This is a genomic window from Microlunatus elymi, from assembly GCF_007362775.1.
GTDB lineage: Bacteria > Actinomycetota > Actinomycetes > Propionibacteriales > Propionibacteriaceae > Microlunatus > Microlunatus elymi.
The window spans coordinates 3,484,568-3,504,561 of sequence record NZ_CP041692.1 but is presented as its reverse complement, the minus strand read 5'-3'; the positions used below and the strand labels follow the sequence as shown (position 1 = coordinate 3,504,561).

Sequence of the window (19,994 nt, the reverse complement as noted above, 5' to 3'; positions counted from 1 at the left end):
CGGGCCGGACAGAAGTCGGCTACTGGCCGTCCTGGTCGAGCAGGTCGTCGGCCTTCTCCTTGGCGGCCTCCGCGCCCTGATCGATCTTCTCGCTGTATTCGCCGCCGGTCTTCTGGTCCGCCATGTCGGCTGCCTTGTCGATGCCGTCGGCGACCTTGTCCTTGTTGTCGGAGAGCAGATCCTTCGCCTTGTCGAAGATTCCCATCGGACTTCTCCTTCGTCTGGGTCGACCGTCGCGTCGACGGCCCTGACGCTTCGCATTCTGCCGAAGATCCGGCCACAAGGCGAGAGTGTGGCGCGACCGCGGTTGGGCGCGCGGTCGTGCGGTGCGGGATCATGACCGGGTGCCGCCGCCCGAACCCGTAACACCGCCGACTCGTCCGCCCCTGGTGGTGCTGATCGGCGCGACCGCGTCCGGGAAGTCGTCGCTGGCGGTGCGGCTGGCGCAGCGGCTGGCCGGGAGCGGACGTCCGGCGGAGATCGTCAACGCCGATTCGATGCTGGTCTACCGCGGCATGGACATCGGCACGGCCAAGCCGACCCCGGCCGAACGGGGCGGCGTACCGCATCACCTGATCGACATCCTGGACGTCACCGAGACCGCATCGGTCGCGGAGTTCCAGCAGTTGGCCCGGCAGGCGATCGAGGACTGCCGGGGCCGCGGGGTGACGCCGATCCTGGTCGGCGGTTCGGCGCTGTACGTGCGGGCGATCATCGATCGGTTCGAGTTCCCCGGCACCGATCCCGCCGTCCGGAGCCGGCTGGAGGCCGAACTGGAGCGGGTGGGGCCGGACGCCCTGCATCGGCGGCTGACGGAGCAGGATCCGGACGCGGCGGCGTCCATCCTGCCCGGCAACGGACGCCGGATCGTCCGCGCCCTGGAGGTGATCGAGCTGACCGGGCGGCCGTTCAGCGCCGACCTGCCCGAACACGAGTACGCGCTGGATCCGGTGGTCCAGATCGGTCTGGCGCTGCCGCGGCCGGCGCTCGACGGGCGGATCGCCGCCCGGGTGAAGCAGATGTGGGCCGACGGCTTCGTGGACGAGGTCCGCGGTCTGATCGACTGCGGGCTTCGGGAGGGAAAGACAGCCTGCCGAGCGCTCGGCTATCGCCAGATCCTGCAGTTCCTGGACGGCGAGTTCGACGAACAGCAGGCCGAGCAGCGCACCATCACCCAGACCCGGAAGTTCGCCCGCCGGCAGGACGGCTGGTTCCGTCGCGACCGGCGAATCCACTGGCTGGACGCCGAGTCAGCCGACCTCCTCGACCGAGCCGTAGGAATGTGCTGAACGGTTGCTCTGCTGCCCGCACCAGACTGACGATCCCGGAATTCGGGGCCGCCTCGTTCCTCAGGTCAGTGTCTTCTTGAAGTACGTGGCGGATTCGGCGAAGCCGATGGCGTCATAGAAGTCGTGAGCTCGGCGTGTTGCCACCGCGATGTACTGAGCGTGGCCGACTTGCTTGGCCCAGTCCTCGAAGTCGGTCATGAGTTTGCGGCCGAGGCCGGCGCCGCGTAGGTCGGGATCGACGAAGAGTTCTTCGGCCCAAGCAATCTTGCCGTTGGCGTGGAAGGCGGGGTGGATCAGGCCGTACAGGTAGCCGCTCAGCCCGGTCGGCGCTGCGGCGACCAGCAGATATTGGTGTGGGTCGGCGAGGATCTCGGTGAGGAGGTGGTCGAACGTCTGCCGTTGCGGCGTGGCCGATGTGGCCAGCAGTTGGGCCATCCGGAAAAGTTCGTCGGCATCGTTCGGGACGGCCGGCCGCAGCTGAGGATCGGTGTGGTGCTGCATTCGCCCCATTCCACCATGGCGATCCAGCCGGGTTCGACATGTCCGGGGCGGCCTCTGGCAGGCTGACAGCCATGCCACCAGAACCGATTCGGGGTTGGGAGTTCCAGGACGCAGCGAAGGACTGGCGAGTGCTCAGCACCTCCGGTGTCGGCAGCTGGTTCGCGGCGACGTCCCATCGTGACGGTGCGGCGTTGCTTCGCCGGATCGTCGGCCTGCGTGCCGACGATCAGGTGGCCGGCAGCATGCAACCGAACGTCGATCTTCGCGGGAGCGGCGTGCAGGTCTGGATCCCGGTCCCCGACACCCGCAGATGGACCACGGCCGACCTCGCCTTGGCACAGGCCATTTCTGCGGTCGCGCGCGAGTTGGCGCTGACGCCGGATCCGTCGGTGCCCCAGAACCTGGAGTGGGGCATCGACACCGACGACAAGACGACCTTGTTGCCGTTCTGGCAAGCTCTGCTGGGATACGAGGACACCGAGTACGACGACCTGCTCGATCCGCTGCGACGCGATCCCCGTGTCTGGTTCTACCCGGCCACGCCGCGGCCGCTGCGCGATCGGATCCACTTCGATGTTTCCGTACCTGCCGAGATCGCCGAACAGCGGGTCGCTGTCGCGCGGCGCTTCGGCGGGAACGGGCACTGGGCGCCGGCAGACGGCGAAGTGCTGCTGACCGATGCCGAAGGCAACGAGGTCGACTACGTCCCAGCCGACGGTGTGGACGACGGACTCGAGACGGCCGACTGGCGACTGCCATTCGGCGGGATGGTCTTCTACCCGACGAGGAACTTCGAGCAGTCCGTCGACCTCGCCGAGGAGGTCGCAGCAGTGGCCGACGAGATCGGTCTGCCGTTGATGATCGACCTCCGCCCCGCGGGAGTCATGATCGACACGGGCAAGGATCAATGGGAGGACGCGCGATTCGGTGAGACCGCCCGCCGTGTCCAGCAGACCGCCCAGGACAAGGGTCTGACCGCTGACCCGAATCGGCTGCGGTTCGTCCAGGTCTGCATCGATGCCGTCGACATCGCGCCGGTCCGCGAATTCTGGCGGGCGGTGCTCGGCTACCGGAACGATCCGCGAGGGTTCGTCACCGACATCTACGACCCACGGCGACTCAATCGTCCGATGATCTTCCAGCAGATGGACCCCAACGACACCGCCCGGCGTGAGCAACGCAACCGGATCCATCTCGACGTGTACGTGCCCGACGACCAGGTCGCTGCCCGCAGACAGGCGGCACTCGCGGCCGGCGGCCGATACACCCGCGACGACGGCGGCACGATCGCCGATCCCGAAGGCAACGAGGTCGACATCGGCAAGGCCATCGCGGATCCGCCGACCTGATATCGCGGAGGGTCCGCGGCCGGCGACTGGCAGACTTGCCCCGAACAGGATCGACTCGTGAACAGGATCGACGCGTGAACCGGATCGACTTCGCCAAGGGGCACGGCACCGAGAACGATTTCGTGATCATCCCCGACCCCGACGGCAAGCTGACCCTGACCGCCGACCGGGTCGCGGCCATCTGCGACCGGCACGCCGGCATCGGCGCCGACGGCATCCTGCGGGTGGTGCGATCGCAGCACGTGCCCGAATGGCAGGGCGATCCCGAGCTGTGGTTCATGGACTACCGCAACGCCGACGGCTCGATCGCCGAGATGTGCGGCAACGGCGTACGCGTCTTTGCTCACTACCTGATCGAAAATGATCTTGCTGCTCCGCTGGTGATCAACATCGCGACCCGGGCCGGACTGCGCCCGACCGAGGTGCTCGGTGATGACCGGTATCGGGTCGCCATGGGGCCGGTCACGGTCGACTCCGAGCAGATCGGCGTCACGGTCGGCGGTCTGACAGCCGAAGTGGTGGCATTCCCCGTGCAGGTAGGGAATCCGCATGCGGTGGCGTTCGTGGACGACCTTGAGGAACTCGAGCTGTGGCATGCGCCCCGGTGGACGCATCAAGATCGTTTTCCGGACGGCGTGAATGTCGAGTTCGTCCGACGCCTGGGTCCGCACCACGTTTCCATGCGGGTCTTCGAACGTGGATCGGGGGAGACCCGGTCCTGCGGCACCGGCACGGTCGCGGTGGCGGCCGCGGCCGCCGTCGCAGCCGGCCAGCCCCAGCGCCCGTTGACCTATCGGGTCGATGTCCCCGGCGGCAGTGTCGAGGTGGAGTTGCGGGATCGACAGAGCTTTCTCACCGGTCCGGCGGTCATTGTCGCCGTCGGCCAACTCGATCTCGATCGGATCTGACCTGGGCCGATCCGCGGCACCGCGAACACAATCACCCGCGCACTGCAGGTCCCAGCGCTGGAACCGCCGTTCACGGCGAATGCGGGGGCGATTCCGTTCACGAAGGCCTGCGGCCGACTGACCCGGCGACTGCCAGAATGAGGCGTCCCCACCCGTCGACCGCGAGGACACCCATGGCGAACCCGTCCTTCTCGACTCCGTCGGCTGTCCCCGCACCGACCGGCCGGCTCGTCCTGCACCTGCGCGCGAAGGACGGCATCTTCGGGGTGCCGAAGAGCGCGCAGCCGCAGGCGGAGATCGACGGCAGACCGGTTGAGGTCGGCTGGGGACGCAACGACCTGCAGCTCCCGGCCGGCGACGCGCGGCTCGAACTGGCGGTCCGCAACGGCCGAACCGTCTACGGCGGCGCAGCCGGTGACCTGTCGATCACGTCCGGTCAGCAGCTCGACCTCCACTACAGCCCGCCGCTGTGGAGGAACGCCGCCGGCCGGATCGGGACCGCCGAACAGCCATTCGGCGGGAAGACCGCGATGATCGCGCTGCTGGCGTCCATCGCCGCCGTCGTGCTGGTCGTCATCGTCGTGCTGATCGTGGTGACCGTGACCACGTTCGGCAGCTGAGGTTCGGCGATCGAGGCCTAATCCGCTGGCCGTTGTTGGTGGCGCGTGACAAGCTGGGCGGCGAACGCAGGACCATCACTCATCAAGGACGATTTTCGCTTGGCTGACCACACTTCCACCGACCATTTCGACCCGTCGCCCGCGCGACCCGGTCGTGACGCCGACCTTGACGCCGAGGTCAACTACGACGGCGACCAGTTCGACCTTGCCGATCGCATCTCGCTCCGGCGGGTGGCCGGCATGTCCACCGAACTTACCGACATCACCGAGGTCGAGTATCGGCAGCTGCTGCTGGAGAGGGTGGTCCTGGTCAGCGTCTGGACCTCCGGCACGCAGACCGACGCCGAGAATGCGCTCGCCGAGCTGAAGCTGCTGGCCGAGACCGCCGGCTCGCAGGTGCTGGAAGGGTTGATCCAGCGGCGCGACCGTCCTGATCCGGCCACCTACATCGGGCGGGGCAAGGTCGCCGAGGTCCGCGAGGTGGTGGTGGCCACCGGCGCCGACACGGTGATCTGCGACGGCGAGCTGGCACCGGCTCAGCTGCGCAACCTGGAGGACAAGGTCAAGGTCAAGGTGATCGACCGGACCGCCCTGATCCTGGACATCTTCGCCCAGCACGCCAAGAGCGCCGAGGGCAAGGCCCAGGTCGAGTTGGCGCAGCTGCAATATCTCAAGCAACGACTCCGTGGCTGGGGCGGCAACCTGTCCCGGCAGGCCGGTGGACGGACCAGCGGCGGCGCCGGCATCGGCGGCCGTGGCCCCGGCGAGACCAAGCTGGAGACCGATCGACGGCGGATCAACAGCAGGATCGCGAAGCTCCGCCGCGAACTGCGGGAGATGGACTCCACCCGGGAGACCAAGCGGGCCGAGCGCCGCCGGCACGAGGTGCCGTCGGTGGCGATCGTCGGCTACACCAACGCCGGCAAGTCCTCGCTGCTGAACCGGCTGACCGGAGCCGGGGTGCTGGTCGAGGACGCGCTGTTCGCCACCCTCGACCCGACCACGCGCCGGACCCAGACCGCCGACAGCCGCGACTACACGCTGACCGACACCGTCGGCTTCGTCCGGCACCTGCCGCACGACCTGGTCGAGGCCTTCGCGTCCACGCTGGAGGAGTCGGTGCGGGCCGATCTGCTGCTGCACGTGGTGGACGGCTCGGACAAGGACCCGCAGGGACAGATCGAGGCCGTGCGTACGGTGTTGCGCGACATCGGCGCCGCTCAGGTGCCCGAGCAACTGGTGATCAACAAGGCCGATGCCGCCGACCCGGACACGCTGACCGTGTTGCGGCACCAGTTCCCGGACGCGCTGGTGGTGTCGGCCCGGACTGGCCGCGGCATCGACGAACTACGGACCCGGGTGGAGGATCGGCTGCCGCATCCCGGCGTCGAGGTCCGCGCCCTGGTGCCGTACGAGCGTGGCGACCTGATCAACCGGATCCACCGCGAGGGCGAGATCGACACCCTGGAGCACACCGAGCACGGCACCCTGGTGATCGTCCGGGTGAACGCCGGACTCGCCGCTGAGCTGGCCTCGTACCGATTGTCGGAAGGCGCCGATAGTTTGGTGCGGTGAAGCCGCAACCGACCGCTCAGGACGTTCTCGATGCCGCGGTCGCCAAGATCAACGGACAGCACCGGCCGGGACAGGCTGCGATGGCCGAGGCGATCACCGAGTCCTTCCACAGCGGCCGGCATCTGCTGGTGCAGGCCGGCACCGGCACCGGCAAGTCGCTCGGCTATCTGGCACCTGCCTTGATCGAGGTGGCCGCCGGTCGTACCGATCGGGTGGTCGTCGCCACCGCCACCCTGGCGCTGCAAGCGCAGTTGGCCAGCAAGGACATCCCAGCGGCGCTGGACGCGGTCGAAGCGGTGACCGATCGGCGGCCGACCGCGTCCATCCTGAAGGGGCGCACCAACTACGCCTGCCGGCTCCGGGTCAACGGCGGTGCCGAGAGTGCGCAGGGCTCGTTGATCGACGCCGCCGAATTGGCCGAGAGCCTGCGGGCCACGATGGCCGGTCAACCCGAGCCCGCCGACGACGCGGCGGCCGGCTCGGCGCTCGGTGTCGAGGTGCTGGCGTTGCGCGAGTGGGCCGAGACCGAGCATGAGCGGCGGGGCCTGGCCGATCGCGACGACGCCCCGTCCCACACCGAGCGGGCGTGGCAACAGGTCTCCATCCCGGTCCGTGAGTGCCTGGGCATCCAGGCCTGCCCGTTCGGCGACTCCTGCTTCGTCGAGCGGTCGCGGGAGAAGGCCCGCGCCGCCGACCTCGTGGTAACCAACCACGCGCTGCTGGCGATCGACGCCATGCACGGCCGGACCGCGCTGCCCGAGCATTCCATGATCATCATCGACGAGGCACACGAGCTGGTCTCTCGGGTCACCGGGGCGGCTTCGGCGGAGTTGCATCCGACCAGCATCGAGCGAGTCGGCCGGCGAGCGCTCAACTACCTCGAAGATGATCTTGCTCTGGACTTCCTGGAGTCGGCCGACGCGCTGCGCAACGCCCTGGACGGTGTCGTGCCGGAGCGGATCGAGGATCCGCAGTCGCCGGTGATCGACGCCGCGCAGACCATCCGGGCCGCGGCGCGCCGGGTGGTGAGCGAGCTGACCAACCGGGACAAGGACGACAACGACCGCAAGCAGGCGGCGGCCGCGGTGAAGGAGATCTTCGACGTCGCCGAGCGGATCTGCAAGCTCGACGAGCACGACGTGATCTGGGTGGCCGACTCCGATCGGACCGGTCGCGACGTCCGGGTCGCGCCGCTGACCGTGGCCGGACTGATGCGGGACCGGGTGTTCAGCGACCGGACCGTGGTGATGACCTCGGCAACTCTCAAGCTGGGCGGGGATTTCACCGGTGTCGCCGCCTCCGTCGGACTGCGTGGCAGCGAGCGTGATGATCAACCCGTCTCGTCCGATCAGCAGGCGGCATCGCGCCAGGCATCGGTCCGGGCCGGTGAGCATGCGGGTGCCCACGATGATCTTGAAGAGGGTATCGAGGATGATCTTGAGTTGGACACCGATGTTGATCAAGGTCCGGCGCCGCGGGCAGAGGGTCCGCTGACCTGGCGCGGACTCGACGTCGGCTCGCCGTTCGACTACCGTCGGCAGGGCATCATGTACGTCGCCCGCAACATGCCCCGGCCGGGCCGGGACGGGCTGAGCGAGGAGGCGATGGCCGAGATCGCCGAGTTGGTCTGGGCGGCCGGCGGGCGGACGCTCGGGCTGTTCTCCTCCCGCCGCGCGGCCGAGGCGGCGGCGGTCTACGTACGCAAACAACTGCCCAAGATGACGATCCTCTGCCAGGGGGACGCGCAGCTGTCCGACCTGACCAAGCGCTTCATCGAGAACCCGGAGGCCAGCTTGTTCGGCACCCTGTCGCTGTGGCAGGGCGTCGATGTGCCGGGCGACACCTGCCAGCTGGTGATCATCGACCGGATCCCGTTCCCGCGGCCGGACGAACCGCTGACCGTGGCGCGGCAGCGGGCGGTCACCGAGGCCGGCGGCAACGGGTTCATGTCGGTTGCCGCCACGCATGCCGCATTACTGTTGGCCCAGGGCGCCGGAAGGTTGATCCGGCGGGGGAGCGACCGAGGCGTGGTCGCGGTGCTGGACCCCCGGCTGGCCACCGCCCGCTACGGCGGCTTCCTGCGGTCCTCGATGCCGGACATGTGGCCGACCAGCGATCGCGAGCTGGTGATCGGCGCGCTGCGCCGGCTGAACTGAGCTCGTGGCAGGACTACCGCAGCCCACCGAAGAACTCGCGCAGATCCTTGATCAACAAGTCCGGCGCCTCAAGCGCGGGAAAGTGCCCGCCGCGGTCGTGGATGGTCCACCGGACAAGGTTGTGCCGGCGTTCGGCGATGGCGCGGATGGTGCTGTCGCCGGGGAAGATCGCGACGGCCGTCGGCACGCCGGAGCGTTCGGACTGCGCGCCCCACTGGCCGGATTCCTTGTACAGCAAGAAGGATGAGCCGATGGTGCCGGTGAACCAGCCGATGCTGACCTGGGTCAGCAGGGCGTCGTCGTCAATGGGCTCGTGGGCGTAGCTGTTGACGACGTCGGCGACCCAGGCCAGCTGCCCGACCGGCGAATCGTTCAGCGCGTAGGCGAGGGTCTGCGGCCGGGTGCTGTGAACGGCCGCGTACGAGCTGGTGTCGCGTCGGCTCCAGTCCTGCAGGCTCGCCAGCATTCTGCGGTCACGTTCGTCGAAGCCGCTGGCGTCCTCGCCCGGCGACGGGATGGTGATCGGGCCGTTCAGATGCACGCCGACGACGTGTTCGGCGTCGATCCGGCCGAGTTGGGTCGCGACGAAGCCACCGGCGTCTCCGCCGTGCACGCCGTAGGCCTGATATCCCAGGCGGGCCATCAGTTCCTTGATCAACTCCGCGGAGCGGCTGGTGTCGGATTCTCCGGCCCTGTGGGTCGGCCCGGAGAATCCGAAGCCCGGCAGCGTCGGGATCACCAGGTCGAACGGCAGACCCGGGACGTCGTCGGATGACGCCGGCTCGGTGAGTGGCTCGATCAGCGATCGGAAGTCGGCGAACGGCCAGCCGTGCACCAGCACCAGCGGCATTGCGTCGGGACGCGGCGACCGAAGGTGATTGAAGTGCAGTCGCCGGCCGTCGATCTCGGTGACGAACTGATCGAGGCGGTTCAGGTCGGCCTGCTGTTGCTGCCAGTCGAAGCCGGTCCGCCAACGCTCCACCAACGGCCGCAGACGACGCGCCGGAATCCCGTACGACCAGCCGGCGTCCTCCAGTTCATCCGGCCAGCGGACCGCGGCCAGCCTGGCCCGCAGGTCGGCAACGTCGGCGGCGGGGATGTCGATGCGGAAGGGTTCGATCGCCGGAGTGGTCATGATCGGCACGATACGGACACCTCCGGTCAGCCGGTGTCCGCTGTTCGGGGCAGGGAATGACCGTGAGAGGGTTGGCGATGCGCCCGCAGGACCGGCGGGCTGATCACGGCTCGGGACGGGCCGGAGCGGAAGGAAGTTGATCATGGCAGCCGATGATCTTGCTGCGGTGCTGGCCGATCGCCCGTACCCCGGGCGAGTGGTGATCGTTGCTCGGACCCCAGCCGGGCTGGCGTGTGCGTACGCCGCCACCGGCCGGAGCGAAGCGTCTCGGCAGCGCCGGATCCGGCTGACGGACGACGGCGATCTGAGAGTGGAGCCGACCGTCGGCGACGCCGACGATCCGCTGCGGCACTACCGGGCCGTCCGCCGTACCGACCGGTTCTTCGTCTTCAGCAACGGAACCCAGACCGATCCGGTGGCCGACCGGCTGGCCGCCGGTGAACCGGCCGCAGTCGCGCTGGAGGACCTGGAGTACGAGGGCGACCCGCCGATCTTCACCCCGCGCATCACCGCCGTCGTGTCCGACGACGATCAGGTCTGGCTCGGCGCGGCCCACCGTGGCTCGGCAGATCGAGCATCCTCCGACACCAGCGTGACCCGAGTCGGGGCGCTGGCGGCCGGTGAGGGCATGTTGCTGTCCACCTATCGCGGTCCGGTCGCGGACCCGATCACCAACACCGGCCCGGTGCCGATCACCAGCACTGCCGCCACCCACCGCGAACTGGCCGAACAGCTGTGGGCTGCGCTCGACACCGAACGCCGGGTGCTGGCTGCCGGCTTCGTCCCCGGTGATCATCTGGCCGATCCGGTGTTGCTCAACGCCGCGGACAGCGCAGGCTGATCGGCAATCAGTCACATCCCTCGGTGAGCTCCAGCACCGCGTCGGCCAGCCGGTCGTAGTCGTCCGGGGTGTTGTACGGCGCCGCCGCGATCCGCAAGTAGGACCGGCCGTCGTGCGACGTCACCGGCACCTGGATGCTGTACTCCTCGCTCAGGGCCCCCGAAAGTTCCCGCGCCCGGTCGCCGGCGTGACTCTCCGGCAGCGGCACCAGACGCATGGTCGCGGCCGGACGCTGCGGCAGACCCTGCAGCGAGCTGCCGAACCGCGCGGCAACCCGTTCCTGAGCCTCGGCCAGCATCGCCGCCTGGCGATCGATCTGCTGCCAGCCGCCGAGCCCGGACCAGAAGTCCAGGCCGTCGCCCGCCGACAGCCAGCCGGAGTAGTCCCAGGTGCCGGGGTAGTCGAAGCTCGCCGCATATCCGTCATTGAGCTGCCAATTCATCGTCGCCGGATAGGTCCGGTCGCGATAGCCGGCCACGGTCCACAGCACCGCGGTGCCGCGCGGCGTGTAACACCACTTGTGCAGGTTTCCCACCCAGTGGGCGACGCCGAGTCCGGCGATGTCGACAGGCAGAGTTCCCGGCACATGAGCGGCGTCGGCGAGCACCGGCGCGTCGACCGCGTTCGCGATTGCCGCGACCGGCAGCACCATCGCCGTCGGCGAGGTGATCTGATCGACGATCACCAGCCGGGTCCTCGGTCCGCACTCGCCGGCGTACGCGGCGACGATCGTCTCGTCATCGGCGCCCACCCCGAACGCGGCCGTCCGGATCGCGGCGCCGCGCCGGTCGGCCCAGTTCTGAGCCGCCATGGTGACGGCGCCGTAGCCGTGATTGCAGACCACGATCTCGTCGCCCGGCCGCAGGTCGAGTGAGCCGAAGACCGACGACACGCCCTCGGACACGTTGCGGACGAAACCGACGGCCTCGGCGTCCACCTGCAGGAAGTCGGCGACCCGATGCCGGGCCCCGGCGATCAGGCCCGGCAACTGGTGGCCGTTGAAATGATGCGGATTGCGTTCGGCCCGGTTGCGCCAGTCCTCGGCGGCACGGCGGACCGCGATCGGGGCACAGCCGAAGGCGCCGTGGTTGAGGTGCAGGACTTCCGGGTCGAGGCCGAAGACATCGAGGAGCTCACGGTTCACCGGATGATCATCCCTGGTGCTCTGCCGGCGATGTCACCGGGCTCGATCGGGTCACCGGGCACGATCGGGTCATGGGGGCCGATCAGCTGGCCTGGTCGTCGACCTTGATGTTGAACAGGACCTTGTTGCCCTCGACCGAGGTGACCTTGACGTTCACGCCGTACTTGGAGTCGCCGGCGGTCAGCGTGCAGCGCATGGTGGTGCCGACCTTGCCCTGCAGATCGCCGGGGCAGGTCACGTCGTCGGGCTTCTGGCCGACCTGCTTCTGCAGCTGGGTGCTGATCTGATTCTCGACATCGGCCTGGGAGACGGTCAGGGTGCCGCAGGCGCTCAGCAGCAACGTGGCCGCGGCAAGGCCGGCTCCAGCAATGGTGACGAGGATCTTCTTCATGGGGCGTACTCCGCTCTCGGGTTCGGGCCAGCGAGCAGACGCTACGGTTCGTACGGTTCACGGCAGCCTCCCGCGGAGGCGGCTCGGCGGGTGATCGTCGTCTCATCGATGGCCGGCGGATGGCGCGGCGAGCGGCGCTGGGCTAACCTTTGTGAGGTTTACCTAACCTAATTCACAAGGAGTCGTTGCTGTGATCAAACCCGTCCGGGCGCTGGTGGCCCTGGTGAGCGTGCTGGGACTGATCGTGTTGGCGGCCTGCCAATCCAGCGCCACTCCGCAAGCCGGCCAGTCCGCCGGGTCCGGTGGTTCCTCGGCTTTCCCGGTCACCATCCAGCACGCGTTCGGGGCGACGACGATCGAGAAGAAGCCGACCCGGGTCGTCACCTGGGGCTTCGGCAGCACCGACGCCGCGCTCGCGCTCGGCGTCGTACCGGTGGCGATCCCGCAGCAGACCTACGGCGCCGACAAGGAGGGCCTGTTGCCGTGGATCAAGCAGAAGCTGACCCAGTTGAACGCCAAGACGCCGGCGATCCTGCCCAATCCCAGCGGTTCCGACGACGTGCCGTTCGAGGAGATCACCAGGGCGCGGCCGGACCTGATCCTGGCCAACTACTCCGGTATCACCAAGCAGCAGTACGAAACGTTGAGCAAGATCGCGCCGACCGTCGCCTACCCCGACAAACCCTGGGCAACTCCGTGGCGTGACGTGGTGACCACAGTCGGCGAAGCGCTGGGCCAATCGGCAGAGGCCGAGAAGCTGGTCGCCGACACGGACCGGACGATCAAGGACAAGGCCGCCGCCTACCCTCAACTCAAGGGCAAGACCGTCGCCGCCGTCTGGGATGTCGGCGGAACCTTCTACGTCTACAAGGACAGCGATCCGCGGGTGCAGTTCCTGACCGACCTCGGGCTGGTGAATGCGCCCAGCGTCGATCGGCTCGCACCCGACGACGAGAACTTCTACTACACGTTGAGCTATGAGAAGACCAGTTCGCTGACCAGTGACGTGCTGGTCGTGTACGCCGACGACCAGAAGGGCATCGACACGTTCTTGTCCAAGCCGTACGCGAAGTCGATGCAGCAGGTGAAGGCCGGCCACGTCGCTCCGGTAGTCGGGCCGGCGTTCGTGGCCGCCGTGTCCCCGCCGACCGTGCTGTCGCTGCCGTGGGGGATCGACGGCTATCTGAAGGCGCTGTCGAAATCGGTCAACGGCTGACCCATCTGCTCGAGGGCAACGCGACCAGCCAGGTCAGAGCCGGCGCAGGACGGCGACCACCTTGCCGAGGATCGAGGCGTGATCGCCGTCGATCGGATCGTAGGCGGGGTTGTGTGGCATCAGCCAGACGTGGCCGCGGGTCCGCTTGAACGTCTTCACGGTCGCCTCGTCGTCGAGCAGCGCTGCGACGATGTCGCCGTTCTCCGCAGTCTGCTCCTTGCGGACCACCACCCAGTCGCCGTCGCAGATCGCGGCCTCGATCATGGAGTCGCCACGAACCTCGAGCAGGAAGAGTTCACCCTCGCCGACCACCTGCTTGGGTAGCGCGAACACGTCCTCGAAGCGCTCCTCGGCCAGGATCGGACCACCGGCGGCGATCCTGCCCAGCACCGGGACATGAACCGGCGCTGGGAAGGCATCGTTGATGGCCGTCTCGTCGGTCGTGCTCGCCGTGCCCGGCAGCGACCGAACCGCGGCCGAGTCCGCACCGAAGTCCTGCGGCAGGATCACCTCCATCGCCCGCGGCCGATTCGGGTCGCGACGCAGGAATCCCTTCTGCTCCAGCACCTTCAGCTGGTGGGCCACGCTGGACGAACTGGCCAGGCCGACCTCCTCGCCGAGCTCGCGAATGCTCGGCGGATAGCCGCGGGTGTCCACCGCTTCCTTGATCACCTCGAGCACCCGACGCTGTCGCGGGGTGAGCCCGCTGGCGTCGGCCGGTCCGTCCGGCAGTGGTGTCACGGTGGCATGCTGCGCCAACTCGGCCGACCGGGCCCGGGCGGCCTCGATCTGCGCCTCGACGTCGGAATTCTTCGGCCGACCACGGCGGAGCGTCTGCACCGGTGCGGGCGGAGTGGATCTCGCCCGCGCGGTGGTCTTCTTCGCTGCCGCCCTGCGGCCCGAGCTGGGAGAACTCTTCTTCGAATCGGCCATGTGCTCACCGTAGAGAAGACCGCCGACAGAATCAAACAATTGTTCGATGTGTCGCCCGGCGTGTCTCTGACCGGCGCCGCCGCAGGGCGCCTTTCGGAAGAACTGTCAGTGGCCTCTGTTGTGATCGTCACGGCTGCTTCTCCGGTCGCCGAAGAACTGTCGGAGGGCCGGTGCAGGGCAGATAACGAATGAGAACGGCTGTGCGAATGGTCTTGCGGATCGCACGGTCATGGGTTAAGAATCAAACAGACGTTCTATCGAACATGCGTTCGAGGTCAGGGGATGCAAGATGAGTGCGACAACGATCGAAACCTCAGCGGTGCGGAGCTCGGTCGACCGGCCGACCAGGGCTCGGCGGCCGCGGCCCAGCCGTGGCAGCGGTCGAGCCGGCCGTCCGGCGACCCGGTCGGTGACCGGCCTCGACGCTCCGTCGCTGCGCCGGTCGCCGGCCGGATCCGCTGAGGTTCGTGGCTGCAGCACGGCGCCTGTGCGTCGTACGGCTGTCGCCGCCGGGTCGGCCGGCTGGCGGCTGACGAGTCGGGGGATCGCGGTCGTCCTGATCACCGGGGCCGTGCTGGTGGCTGCCGCGATCACCGTGATCACCGCGACGGCGATCACGGTGACGTCGGACAACTACATTCCCTCCCAGTCCGCCCTCGGTAACCGCTGACGCGGCCGGCGGGTGCCATGCGCATCGCCGGGGTGAAGAATGGGTCTCGTGTCAGCTGCCGGTCCCAAGCATTCGAAGGCGGCCTCCGACCCAACGACGTACGGTGCCGGCTCGGTCCCGCATCCGACGGCCCGCCGGGCTCGGGGCCCGGTCGGTGTCGGCGCCTTCCTGGCCGGCGGGCTGGCCCTCAGCCTCGTCTACCGGACCACGGGGCTCGGCATTCCGTGCCCGTTCCGCGCTGTCACCGGCTGGCAATGCCCGTTGTGTGGCGCCACCAGGATGGGCGCCGAGTTGTTGCGTGGCGACCTTCCTGCCGCATTCGGCTACAACCCCGGCGTGTTCATCGCACTCGTCGTGCTGGCACTGTCCGCAGTGGCGTGGACGGTGGCTGCTGTGGGCGGACCGACGTTGCGGCTACCGCGCCGGCTCGCGGATCCGATCCACCGCGTTCCGGGCTGGTCCTGGATCTGCGTCGCCGCGGCTGCCGCGGTGCTCTACGCGGTTCTTCGCAATCTCCTCTGACCGGTTCGCGTCGCGCCGTTGGTGCCCTGCAGGCCAACGGGCCGCCCGGGCGACCGGCTCCGCTGACCGACTCGCGAAGTCCGGCACAGGACGGTTGACGTCTCCGCTGGAGCGGCCTAAGATCCATATCTAGTAGTTACACGGGTGTGTTTCCTCCACAGTTAGTGGTCGCTATCCACACGCCGTCCACATCGCCACCCACAAGTCATCCCCAGAGTTGTCCCCAGTCGGGCACCGGGTTTGTTTCAGATCCAACAGCTTGATTCCAGCTCGAACGTGGAGAGAAGGCTCGTCGTGCACTGCCCGTACTGCCGGCACACCGATACCCGGGTGCTGGATTCGAGGGTCGCCGAGGACGGCAGCAGCATTCGCCGCCGTCGTCAGTGCCCCGAGTGCGAGAGCCGGTTCACCACGATCGAGCAGATGCAACTGGCCGTGATCAAGCGCTCGGGTGTGGTCGAACCGTTCAACCGCGACAAGGTCGTCGGCGGTGTCCGGAAGGCCTGCAAGGGCCGGCCGGTGAACGAGGACGAACTCGCCAAGCTCGGCCAGGAGGTCGAGGACGCGCTCCGCGGCTCGGGCAAGCCCGAAGTGCCGGCCGACGAGGTAGGCGTAGCCATCCTCGGACCGCTGCGCAAACTCGACCAGGTCGCCTACCTGCGATTCGCCAGTGTCTACCGGCAGTTCGGTTCGGTCGACGACTTCGAGGCCGAGATCGCCATGCTCCGGGTGGAACAGGAACCGCTGGGTATCGAACCGCTGATCCCCGAGTTGGCGTCCGGCCCGGTTCGCCCGGCGTCCCGCTCGACCAAGTCGGCGCGCAGCCGGCCCAACGCCGGCAAGACGGCCGCGGTCAGCAGACCCGCGGCACCCCGGACCCGAAAGGGACCGACCTGAGCCCCGGGACGGGCTCAGGCACCTGGGGAAGGGTGCATGGGTCCGTCCCGGCCAACATCAGACATCAGCAAGACCCGAGATTCAGCAGTCCGACGAGACCTAGGCGTCCAGAGATGGGCGGACAGGGAGAGAGGCAGCCACCAATGTCCGAAACGACCCGATCGGACCAGAAGTCCCAAGCCGGTAAGGAACAGACCGGCAAGAAGCTGGCCGGCAGTGCGCAGCAGCGCGGTCTGCGGATCGAGCGCGTCTTCACCACCGAGGGCGTCCATCCGTACGACGAGGTCAGCTGGGAACCGCGAGACGTCGTCCAGACCAACTGGAAGACCGGCGAGACCGTCTTCGAGCAGAAGGGCGCGGAGTTCCCCGACTTCTGGAGCGTGAACGCCTCCACCATCGTCACCACCAAGTACTTCCGCGGCGCGGTCGGCACCGATGCCCGCGAGCACAGCCTGAAGCAGCTGATCAACCGGGTGGTGCGGACCTACCGCAAGTCCGGCGAGGAGAGCGGCTATTTCGCCACCACCGCCGACGCCGACATCTTCGAGCACGAGCTGACCTGGATGCTGCTGCACCAGTTCTTCAGCTTCAACTCGCCGGTCTGGTTCAACGTCGGCACTAACGCCCCGCAACAGGTCAGCGCCTGTTTCATCCTCAGTGTCGACGACTCGATGGACTCGATCCTGAACTGGTACAAGGAAGAGGGGTTCATCTTCAAGGGCGGCTCGGGTGCCGGTCTGAACCTGTCGAGGATCCGTTCCTCCAAGGAGCTGCTGAGCTCCGGCGGCACCGCCTCGGGTCCGGTGTCGTTCATGCGCGGTGCGGACGCGTCGGCCGGCACCATCAAGTCCGGCGGCGCCACCCGGCGAGCAGCCAAGATGGTGGTCCTCGACGTCGATCACCCCGACATCGAGGAGTTCGTCGAGACCAAGGCGCGCGAGGAGGACAAGATCCGCGCGCTGCGGGACGCCGGCTTCGACATGGATCTCGGCGGCAAGGACATCGCCTCCGTCCAGTACCAGAACGCGAACAACTCGGTCCGGGTCACCGATGAGTTCATGCGGGCGGTCGAGGACGGCGCCGAGTTCGGGCTGCGCGCCCGGCACACCGGCGAGGTGATCGAGACCGTCGACGCCCGCGAGCTGTTCGCCAAGATCGCCCAGGCCGCCTGGGAGTGCGCCGATCCCGGCCTGCAGTACGACGACACCATCAACGACTGGCACACCAACCCCGAGACCGGCCGGATCACCGCGTCCAACCCGTGCTCGGAGTACATGAGCCTGGACAACAGCTCCTGCAACCTGGCCAGCCTGAACCTGCTCAAGTTCCTGCGGGACGACGACACGTTCGACGCCGGGCTGTTCAGCAAGGCGGTCGAGCTGATCATCACCGCGATGGACATCTCGATCAGCTTCGCCGACTTCCCGACCGAGGCCATCACCAAGACCACCAAGGACTATCGGCAGCTCGGCATCGGCTACGCCAACCTGGGCGCGCTGCTGATGGCCACCGGCCACGGGTACGACTCCGAGGGCGGCCGCGCGGTCGCCGCCGCCATCACCTCGCTGATGACCGGCGTCGCCTACCGTCGATCGGCGGAGTTGGCCGCGGTGGTCGGTCCGTACGCCGGCTACGCCCGCAACGCGGACGCGCACCAACGGGTGATGCGCAAGCATCAGGCGGCGAACGACGAGCTGCGGACGCTGTCCTCCTTCGACGGCGACATCCACAAACTGGCCGGCAAGGAATGGGCACAGGTGATCAAGCTCGGCCAGCAGAACGGCTTCCGCAACGCGCAGGCCTCACTGCTGGCTCCGACCGGCACCATCGGCTTCATGATGGACTGCGACACCACCGGCATCGAGCCGGACTTCTCGCTGGTCAAGTTCAAGAAGCTGGTCGGCGGCGGTTCGATGCAGATCGTCAACCAGACCATCCCGCGGGCCCTGAAGATGCTCGGCTACACCGGTGAGACCAGCGAGGCGATCGTCGAGTACATCGCCGAGAACGGTCATGTGATCGACGCTCCCGGACTGAAACCGGAGCACTACGAGGTCTTCGACTGCGCGATGGGTCAGCGTTCCATCAAACCGATGGGCCACGTCCGGATGATGGCGGCCACCCAGCCATTCCTGTCCGGTGCGATCTCCAAGACGGTCAACCTGCCGGAGGCGGCGACCGTGGAGGACATCGCCGAGGTCTACCGCGAGGGTTGGAAGCTCGGGCTGAAGGCGCTGGCCGTCTACCGCGACAACTGCAAGGTCGGTCAGCCGCTCAGCGACGGCAAGGCCAAGTCCAAGGACACCTTGGTCGAGCCGGAGCAGAAGACCGAGGCGGTCAAGGTCGAGTACCGGCCGACCCGCAAGCGGCTGCCGAAGTCGCGGCCGAGTCGGACGACGTCCTTCTCGGTCGGCGGCGCCGAGGGCTACATGACCTCCGGTTCCTACCCGGACGACGGTCTGGGCGAGGTCTTCCTCAAACTGGGCAAGCAGGGTTCGACCCTGGCCGGCGTGATGGACGCGTTCTCGATCGCGGTCTCGATCGGGCTGCAGTACGGTGTGCCGCTGCAGACGTTCGTGGAGAAGTTCACCAACCTGAAGTTCGAGCCGGCCGGTCTGACCGACGACCCGGACGTCCGGATGGCGCAGTCGATCATGGACTACATCTTCCGTCGGCTGGCGCTGGACTACCTGACCTTCGAGCAGCGCTCGGAGCTGGGCATCTACACCGCGACCGAGCGGGCCCGTCAGGTGGAGACCGGGTCCTACCTGCCGCCCGAGCCGGAGGACGACGAGGCCAGTGAGGCCGAGTCGCTGAAGGCCGAGTCACTGAGCGCAGGGGCGAAGGCGGAACCGGTGGCGGCGCAGACCAAGGTGACCGAAGCCGAGCCGGTGGCGCCGAGCGTCGCGCCGAAGGCGGCGCACACCACCGCTGAGCTGATGGAGTCGATCTCCGGGTTGAGCGTCGACGCCCCGTTGTGCTTCACCTGCGGGACGAAGATGCGCCCGAGCGGCAGCTGCTACGTCTGTGAGGGCTGCGGCTCGACCAGCGGCTGCAGCTGAACCGCCCGCTGTGCGGTCAGGCAGCGCCGCCGGAGTTCCGCCGGCCGTCGGTGTCGTTCTCGACCAGGTGTGGCGGCCGGGAGCGAAGCCGGTCCCGTTCCAGGGCGTCGGCAAGAGCACGCCGGCGCGCCGCGAAGCGGGCCCACACGATCACGAAAAGAGCCAGCAGCACGATCCAGGCGATCGCGATACAGAGAAAAATCATCGGTGCCTCTATGCACGGGGGAGAGACAGCACTGTACGCGATCGCGCGCCCTCCGGCAGCCAGGGTGCACAGCAGCCAGTCGGTTTGCCGCGATGACCCCGGGTCTCGGTAGCCTTGGCCGGCGCCACTCGGCGCCCAGCGAAGGAGGCCGGTGACCAGCAGCGCCCGACCACACCTGCCGTTGCGGATTGCCGGCTCGGTGGTGTTGATCTTGATCTGCCTGTTGGGCGCATTGATCGCGGCCTCGGGCATCCAGCTGACCTATTACCTGCCACCGGTGAACGGGTCGGGTGGGATGGCGACCCGGCATACTACGACCTTCGGGCCGGCGATCGCGGCCACGATCACGGTGGTCATCTTCGCCCTGACCGAGATCGTCTGGCTGGTCTGGAACCTGGTCTCGGTGCCTCCGCGGTGGTTCTGGATCGGCGCCGCCCTGATCGCCGTGATCGCGATCATCGTCGGTGTCAGCGCCAACGAACTCCCGCGCCCGTCCTTCTGAGGTCGCGGATCTCCGTGGCAGGTCGAGGTCCCGCGCGCACCCGCCACCGACCGAACCGGCCGGTTCTGGCAAACTTGG

Annotated in this window: 21 protein-coding genes; 14 read left to right on the top strand and 7 right to left on the bottom strand. The window is 68.0% G+C overall.

The features are described from left to right. Positions 1-19: 19 nt before the first annotated feature. Positions 20-205 (bottom strand): antitoxin, encoded by a 186-nt coding sequence (locus tag FOE78_RS15640; protein WP_143987127.1) that lies wholly within the window; start codon positions 203-205, stop codon positions 20-22. A gap of 187 nt (positions 206-392) precedes the next feature. Here FOE78_RS15640 and miaA point away from each other — a divergent pair, with 187 nt between their 5' ends. After that, positions 393-1,289, top strand: a complete 897-nt coding sequence (miaA, locus tag FOE78_RS15635) for a tRNA (adenosine(37)-N6)-dimethylallyltransferase MiaA (RefSeq protein WP_143988836.1) — start codon at positions 393-395, stop codon at positions 1,287-1,289. A 60-nt stretch (positions 1,290-1,349) separates the two neighbouring features. On the opposite strand, the gene FOE78_RS15630 is transcribed toward miaA, so the two are convergent. Continuing rightward, the gene (locus FOE78_RS15630; protein WP_168207543.1) at positions 1,350-1,790 is read right to left on the bottom strand and encodes a GNAT family N-acetyltransferase; all 441 of its coding nucleotides are present in this window, start codon (positions 1,788-1,790) and stop codon (positions 1,350-1,352) included. A gap of 71 nt (positions 1,791-1,861) precedes the next feature. Between FOE78_RS15630 and FOE78_RS15625 the strand changes: the two genes are divergently transcribed. The 5 genes from FOE78_RS15625 (at position 1,862) to FOE78_RS24575 (ending at position 8,398) form a co-directional block, all read left to right on the top strand. Beyond that, positions 1,862-3,139: a VOC family protein gene (locus FOE78_RS15625; protein WP_143987125.1), complete on the top strand. Its 1,278-nt coding sequence runs from the start codon at positions 1,862-1,864 to the stop codon at positions 3,137-3,139. Between the two features lie 74 nt (positions 3,140-3,213). Next, positions 3,214-4,047 carry a diaminopimelate epimerase gene (dapF, locus tag FOE78_RS15620; RefSeq protein WP_143987124.1) on the top strand — a complete coding sequence of 278 codons (834 nt, stop codon included), beginning with the start codon at positions 3,214-3,216 and terminating at the stop codon, positions 4,045-4,047. Positions 4,048-4,220: 173 nt separating this feature from the next. Beyond that, positions 4,221-4,667, top strand: coding sequence for a hypothetical protein (locus FOE78_RS15615; protein WP_143987123.1), 447 nt, complete (start codon positions 4,221-4,223; stop codon positions 4,665-4,667). A 99-nt stretch (positions 4,668-4,766) separates the two neighbouring features. Continuing rightward, on the top strand, positions 4,767-6,242 hold the full coding sequence (gene hflX / locus FOE78_RS15610; RefSeq protein WP_228265846.1) for a GTPase HflX: 1,476 nt from the start codon (positions 4,767-4,769) through the stop codon (positions 6,240-6,242). An 80-nt stretch (positions 6,243-6,322) separates the two neighbouring features. Then, complete coding sequence (locus tag FOE78_RS24575) at positions 6,323-8,398, top strand: ATP-dependent DNA helicase (RefSeq protein WP_407662659.1); 2,076 nt, start codon at positions 6,323-6,325, stop codon at positions 8,396-8,398. 13 nt (positions 8,399-8,411) lie between these two features. Here the strand turns inward: FOE78_RS24575 and FOE78_RS15600 are convergent, their stop codons facing one another. Next, complete coding sequence (locus FOE78_RS15600) at positions 8,412-9,533, bottom strand: epoxide hydrolase family protein (protein WP_143988834.1); 1,122 nt, start codon at positions 9,531-9,533, stop codon at positions 8,412-8,414. 142 nt (positions 9,534-9,675) lie between these two features. Here FOE78_RS15600 and FOE78_RS15595 point away from each other — a divergent pair, with 142 nt between their 5' ends. After that, the gene (locus FOE78_RS15595) at positions 9,676-10,374 is read left to right on the top strand and encodes an IMP cyclohydrolase (protein ID WP_143987121.1); all 699 of its coding nucleotides are present in this window, start codon (positions 9,676-9,678) and stop codon (positions 10,372-10,374) included. A gap of 7 nt (positions 10,375-10,381) precedes the next feature. On the opposite strand, the gene FOE78_RS15590 is transcribed toward FOE78_RS15595, so the two are convergent. Continuing rightward, positions 10,382-11,518, bottom strand: a complete 1,137-nt coding sequence (locus FOE78_RS15590) for an aminotransferase class V-fold PLP-dependent enzyme (RefSeq protein WP_143987120.1) — start codon at positions 11,516-11,518, stop codon at positions 10,382-10,384. Between the two features lie 82 nt (positions 11,519-11,600). Beyond that, a complete protein-coding gene (locus FOE78_RS15585) occupies positions 11,601-11,909 on the bottom strand; it encodes a DUF4333 domain-containing protein (protein WP_143987119.1) in 309 nt (102 codons plus the stop codon). Between the two features lie 190 nt (positions 11,910-12,099). Between FOE78_RS15585 and FOE78_RS15580 the strand changes: the two genes are divergently transcribed. Continuing rightward, a complete protein-coding gene (locus FOE78_RS15580; RefSeq protein ID WP_210414614.1) occupies positions 12,100-13,125 on the top strand; it encodes an iron-siderophore ABC transporter substrate-binding protein in 1,026 nt (341 codons plus the stop codon). Between the two features lie 33 nt (positions 13,126-13,158). On the opposite strand, the gene lexA is transcribed toward FOE78_RS15580, so the two are convergent. Further along, the gene (gene lexA, locus FOE78_RS15575; protein WP_143987118.1) at positions 13,159-14,058 is read right to left on the bottom strand and encodes a transcriptional repressor LexA; all 900 of its coding nucleotides are present in this window, start codon (positions 14,056-14,058) and stop codon (positions 13,159-13,161) included. On the opposite strand from lexA, the gene FOE78_RS15570 reads away from it, so the two are divergent. The 5 genes from FOE78_RS15570 to FOE78_RS15550 all read left to right on the top strand — a co-directional run bounded on the left by FOE78_RS15570 (position 14,059) and on the right by FOE78_RS15550 (position 19,209). Next, a complete protein-coding gene (locus tag FOE78_RS15570) occupies positions 14,059-14,250 on the top strand; it encodes a hypothetical protein (protein ID WP_143987117.1) in 192 nt (63 codons plus the stop codon). It abuts the gene before it with no gap. Between the two features lie 97 nt (positions 14,251-14,347). Next, positions 14,348-14,728 (top strand): hypothetical protein, encoded by a 381-nt coding sequence (locus FOE78_RS15565; protein WP_143987116.1) that lies wholly within the window; start codon positions 14,348-14,350, stop codon positions 14,726-14,728. A gap of 48 nt (positions 14,729-14,776) precedes the next feature. Continuing rightward, positions 14,777-15,250, top strand: a complete 474-nt coding sequence (locus FOE78_RS15560) for a DUF2752 domain-containing protein (RefSeq protein WP_210414613.1) — start codon at positions 14,777-14,779, stop codon at positions 15,248-15,250. 294 nt (positions 15,251-15,544) lie between these two features. Next, a complete protein-coding gene (gene nrdR, locus FOE78_RS15555; protein WP_143987114.1) occupies positions 15,545-16,147 on the top strand; it encodes a transcriptional regulator NrdR in 603 nt (200 codons plus the stop codon). Between the two features lie 143 nt (positions 16,148-16,290). Beyond that, positions 16,291-19,209 (top strand): vitamin B12-dependent ribonucleotide reductase, encoded by a 2,919-nt coding sequence (locus tag FOE78_RS15550; protein ID WP_143987113.1) that lies wholly within the window; start codon positions 16,291-16,293, stop codon positions 19,207-19,209. 16 nt (positions 19,210-19,225) lie between these two features. Here the strand turns inward: FOE78_RS15550 and FOE78_RS15545 are convergent, their stop codons facing one another. Further along, entirely contained in the window at positions 19,226-19,414 is a 189-nt protein-coding gene (locus FOE78_RS15545; RefSeq protein ID WP_143987112.1) for a hypothetical protein, read from the bottom strand. 151 nt (positions 19,415-19,565) lie between these two features. Between FOE78_RS15545 and FOE78_RS15540 the strand changes: the two genes are divergently transcribed. Beyond that, a complete protein-coding gene (locus FOE78_RS15540; RefSeq protein ID WP_143987111.1) occupies positions 19,566-19,916 on the top strand; it encodes a hypothetical protein in 351 nt (116 codons plus the stop codon). Positions 19,917-19,994 lie beyond the last annotated feature (78 nt).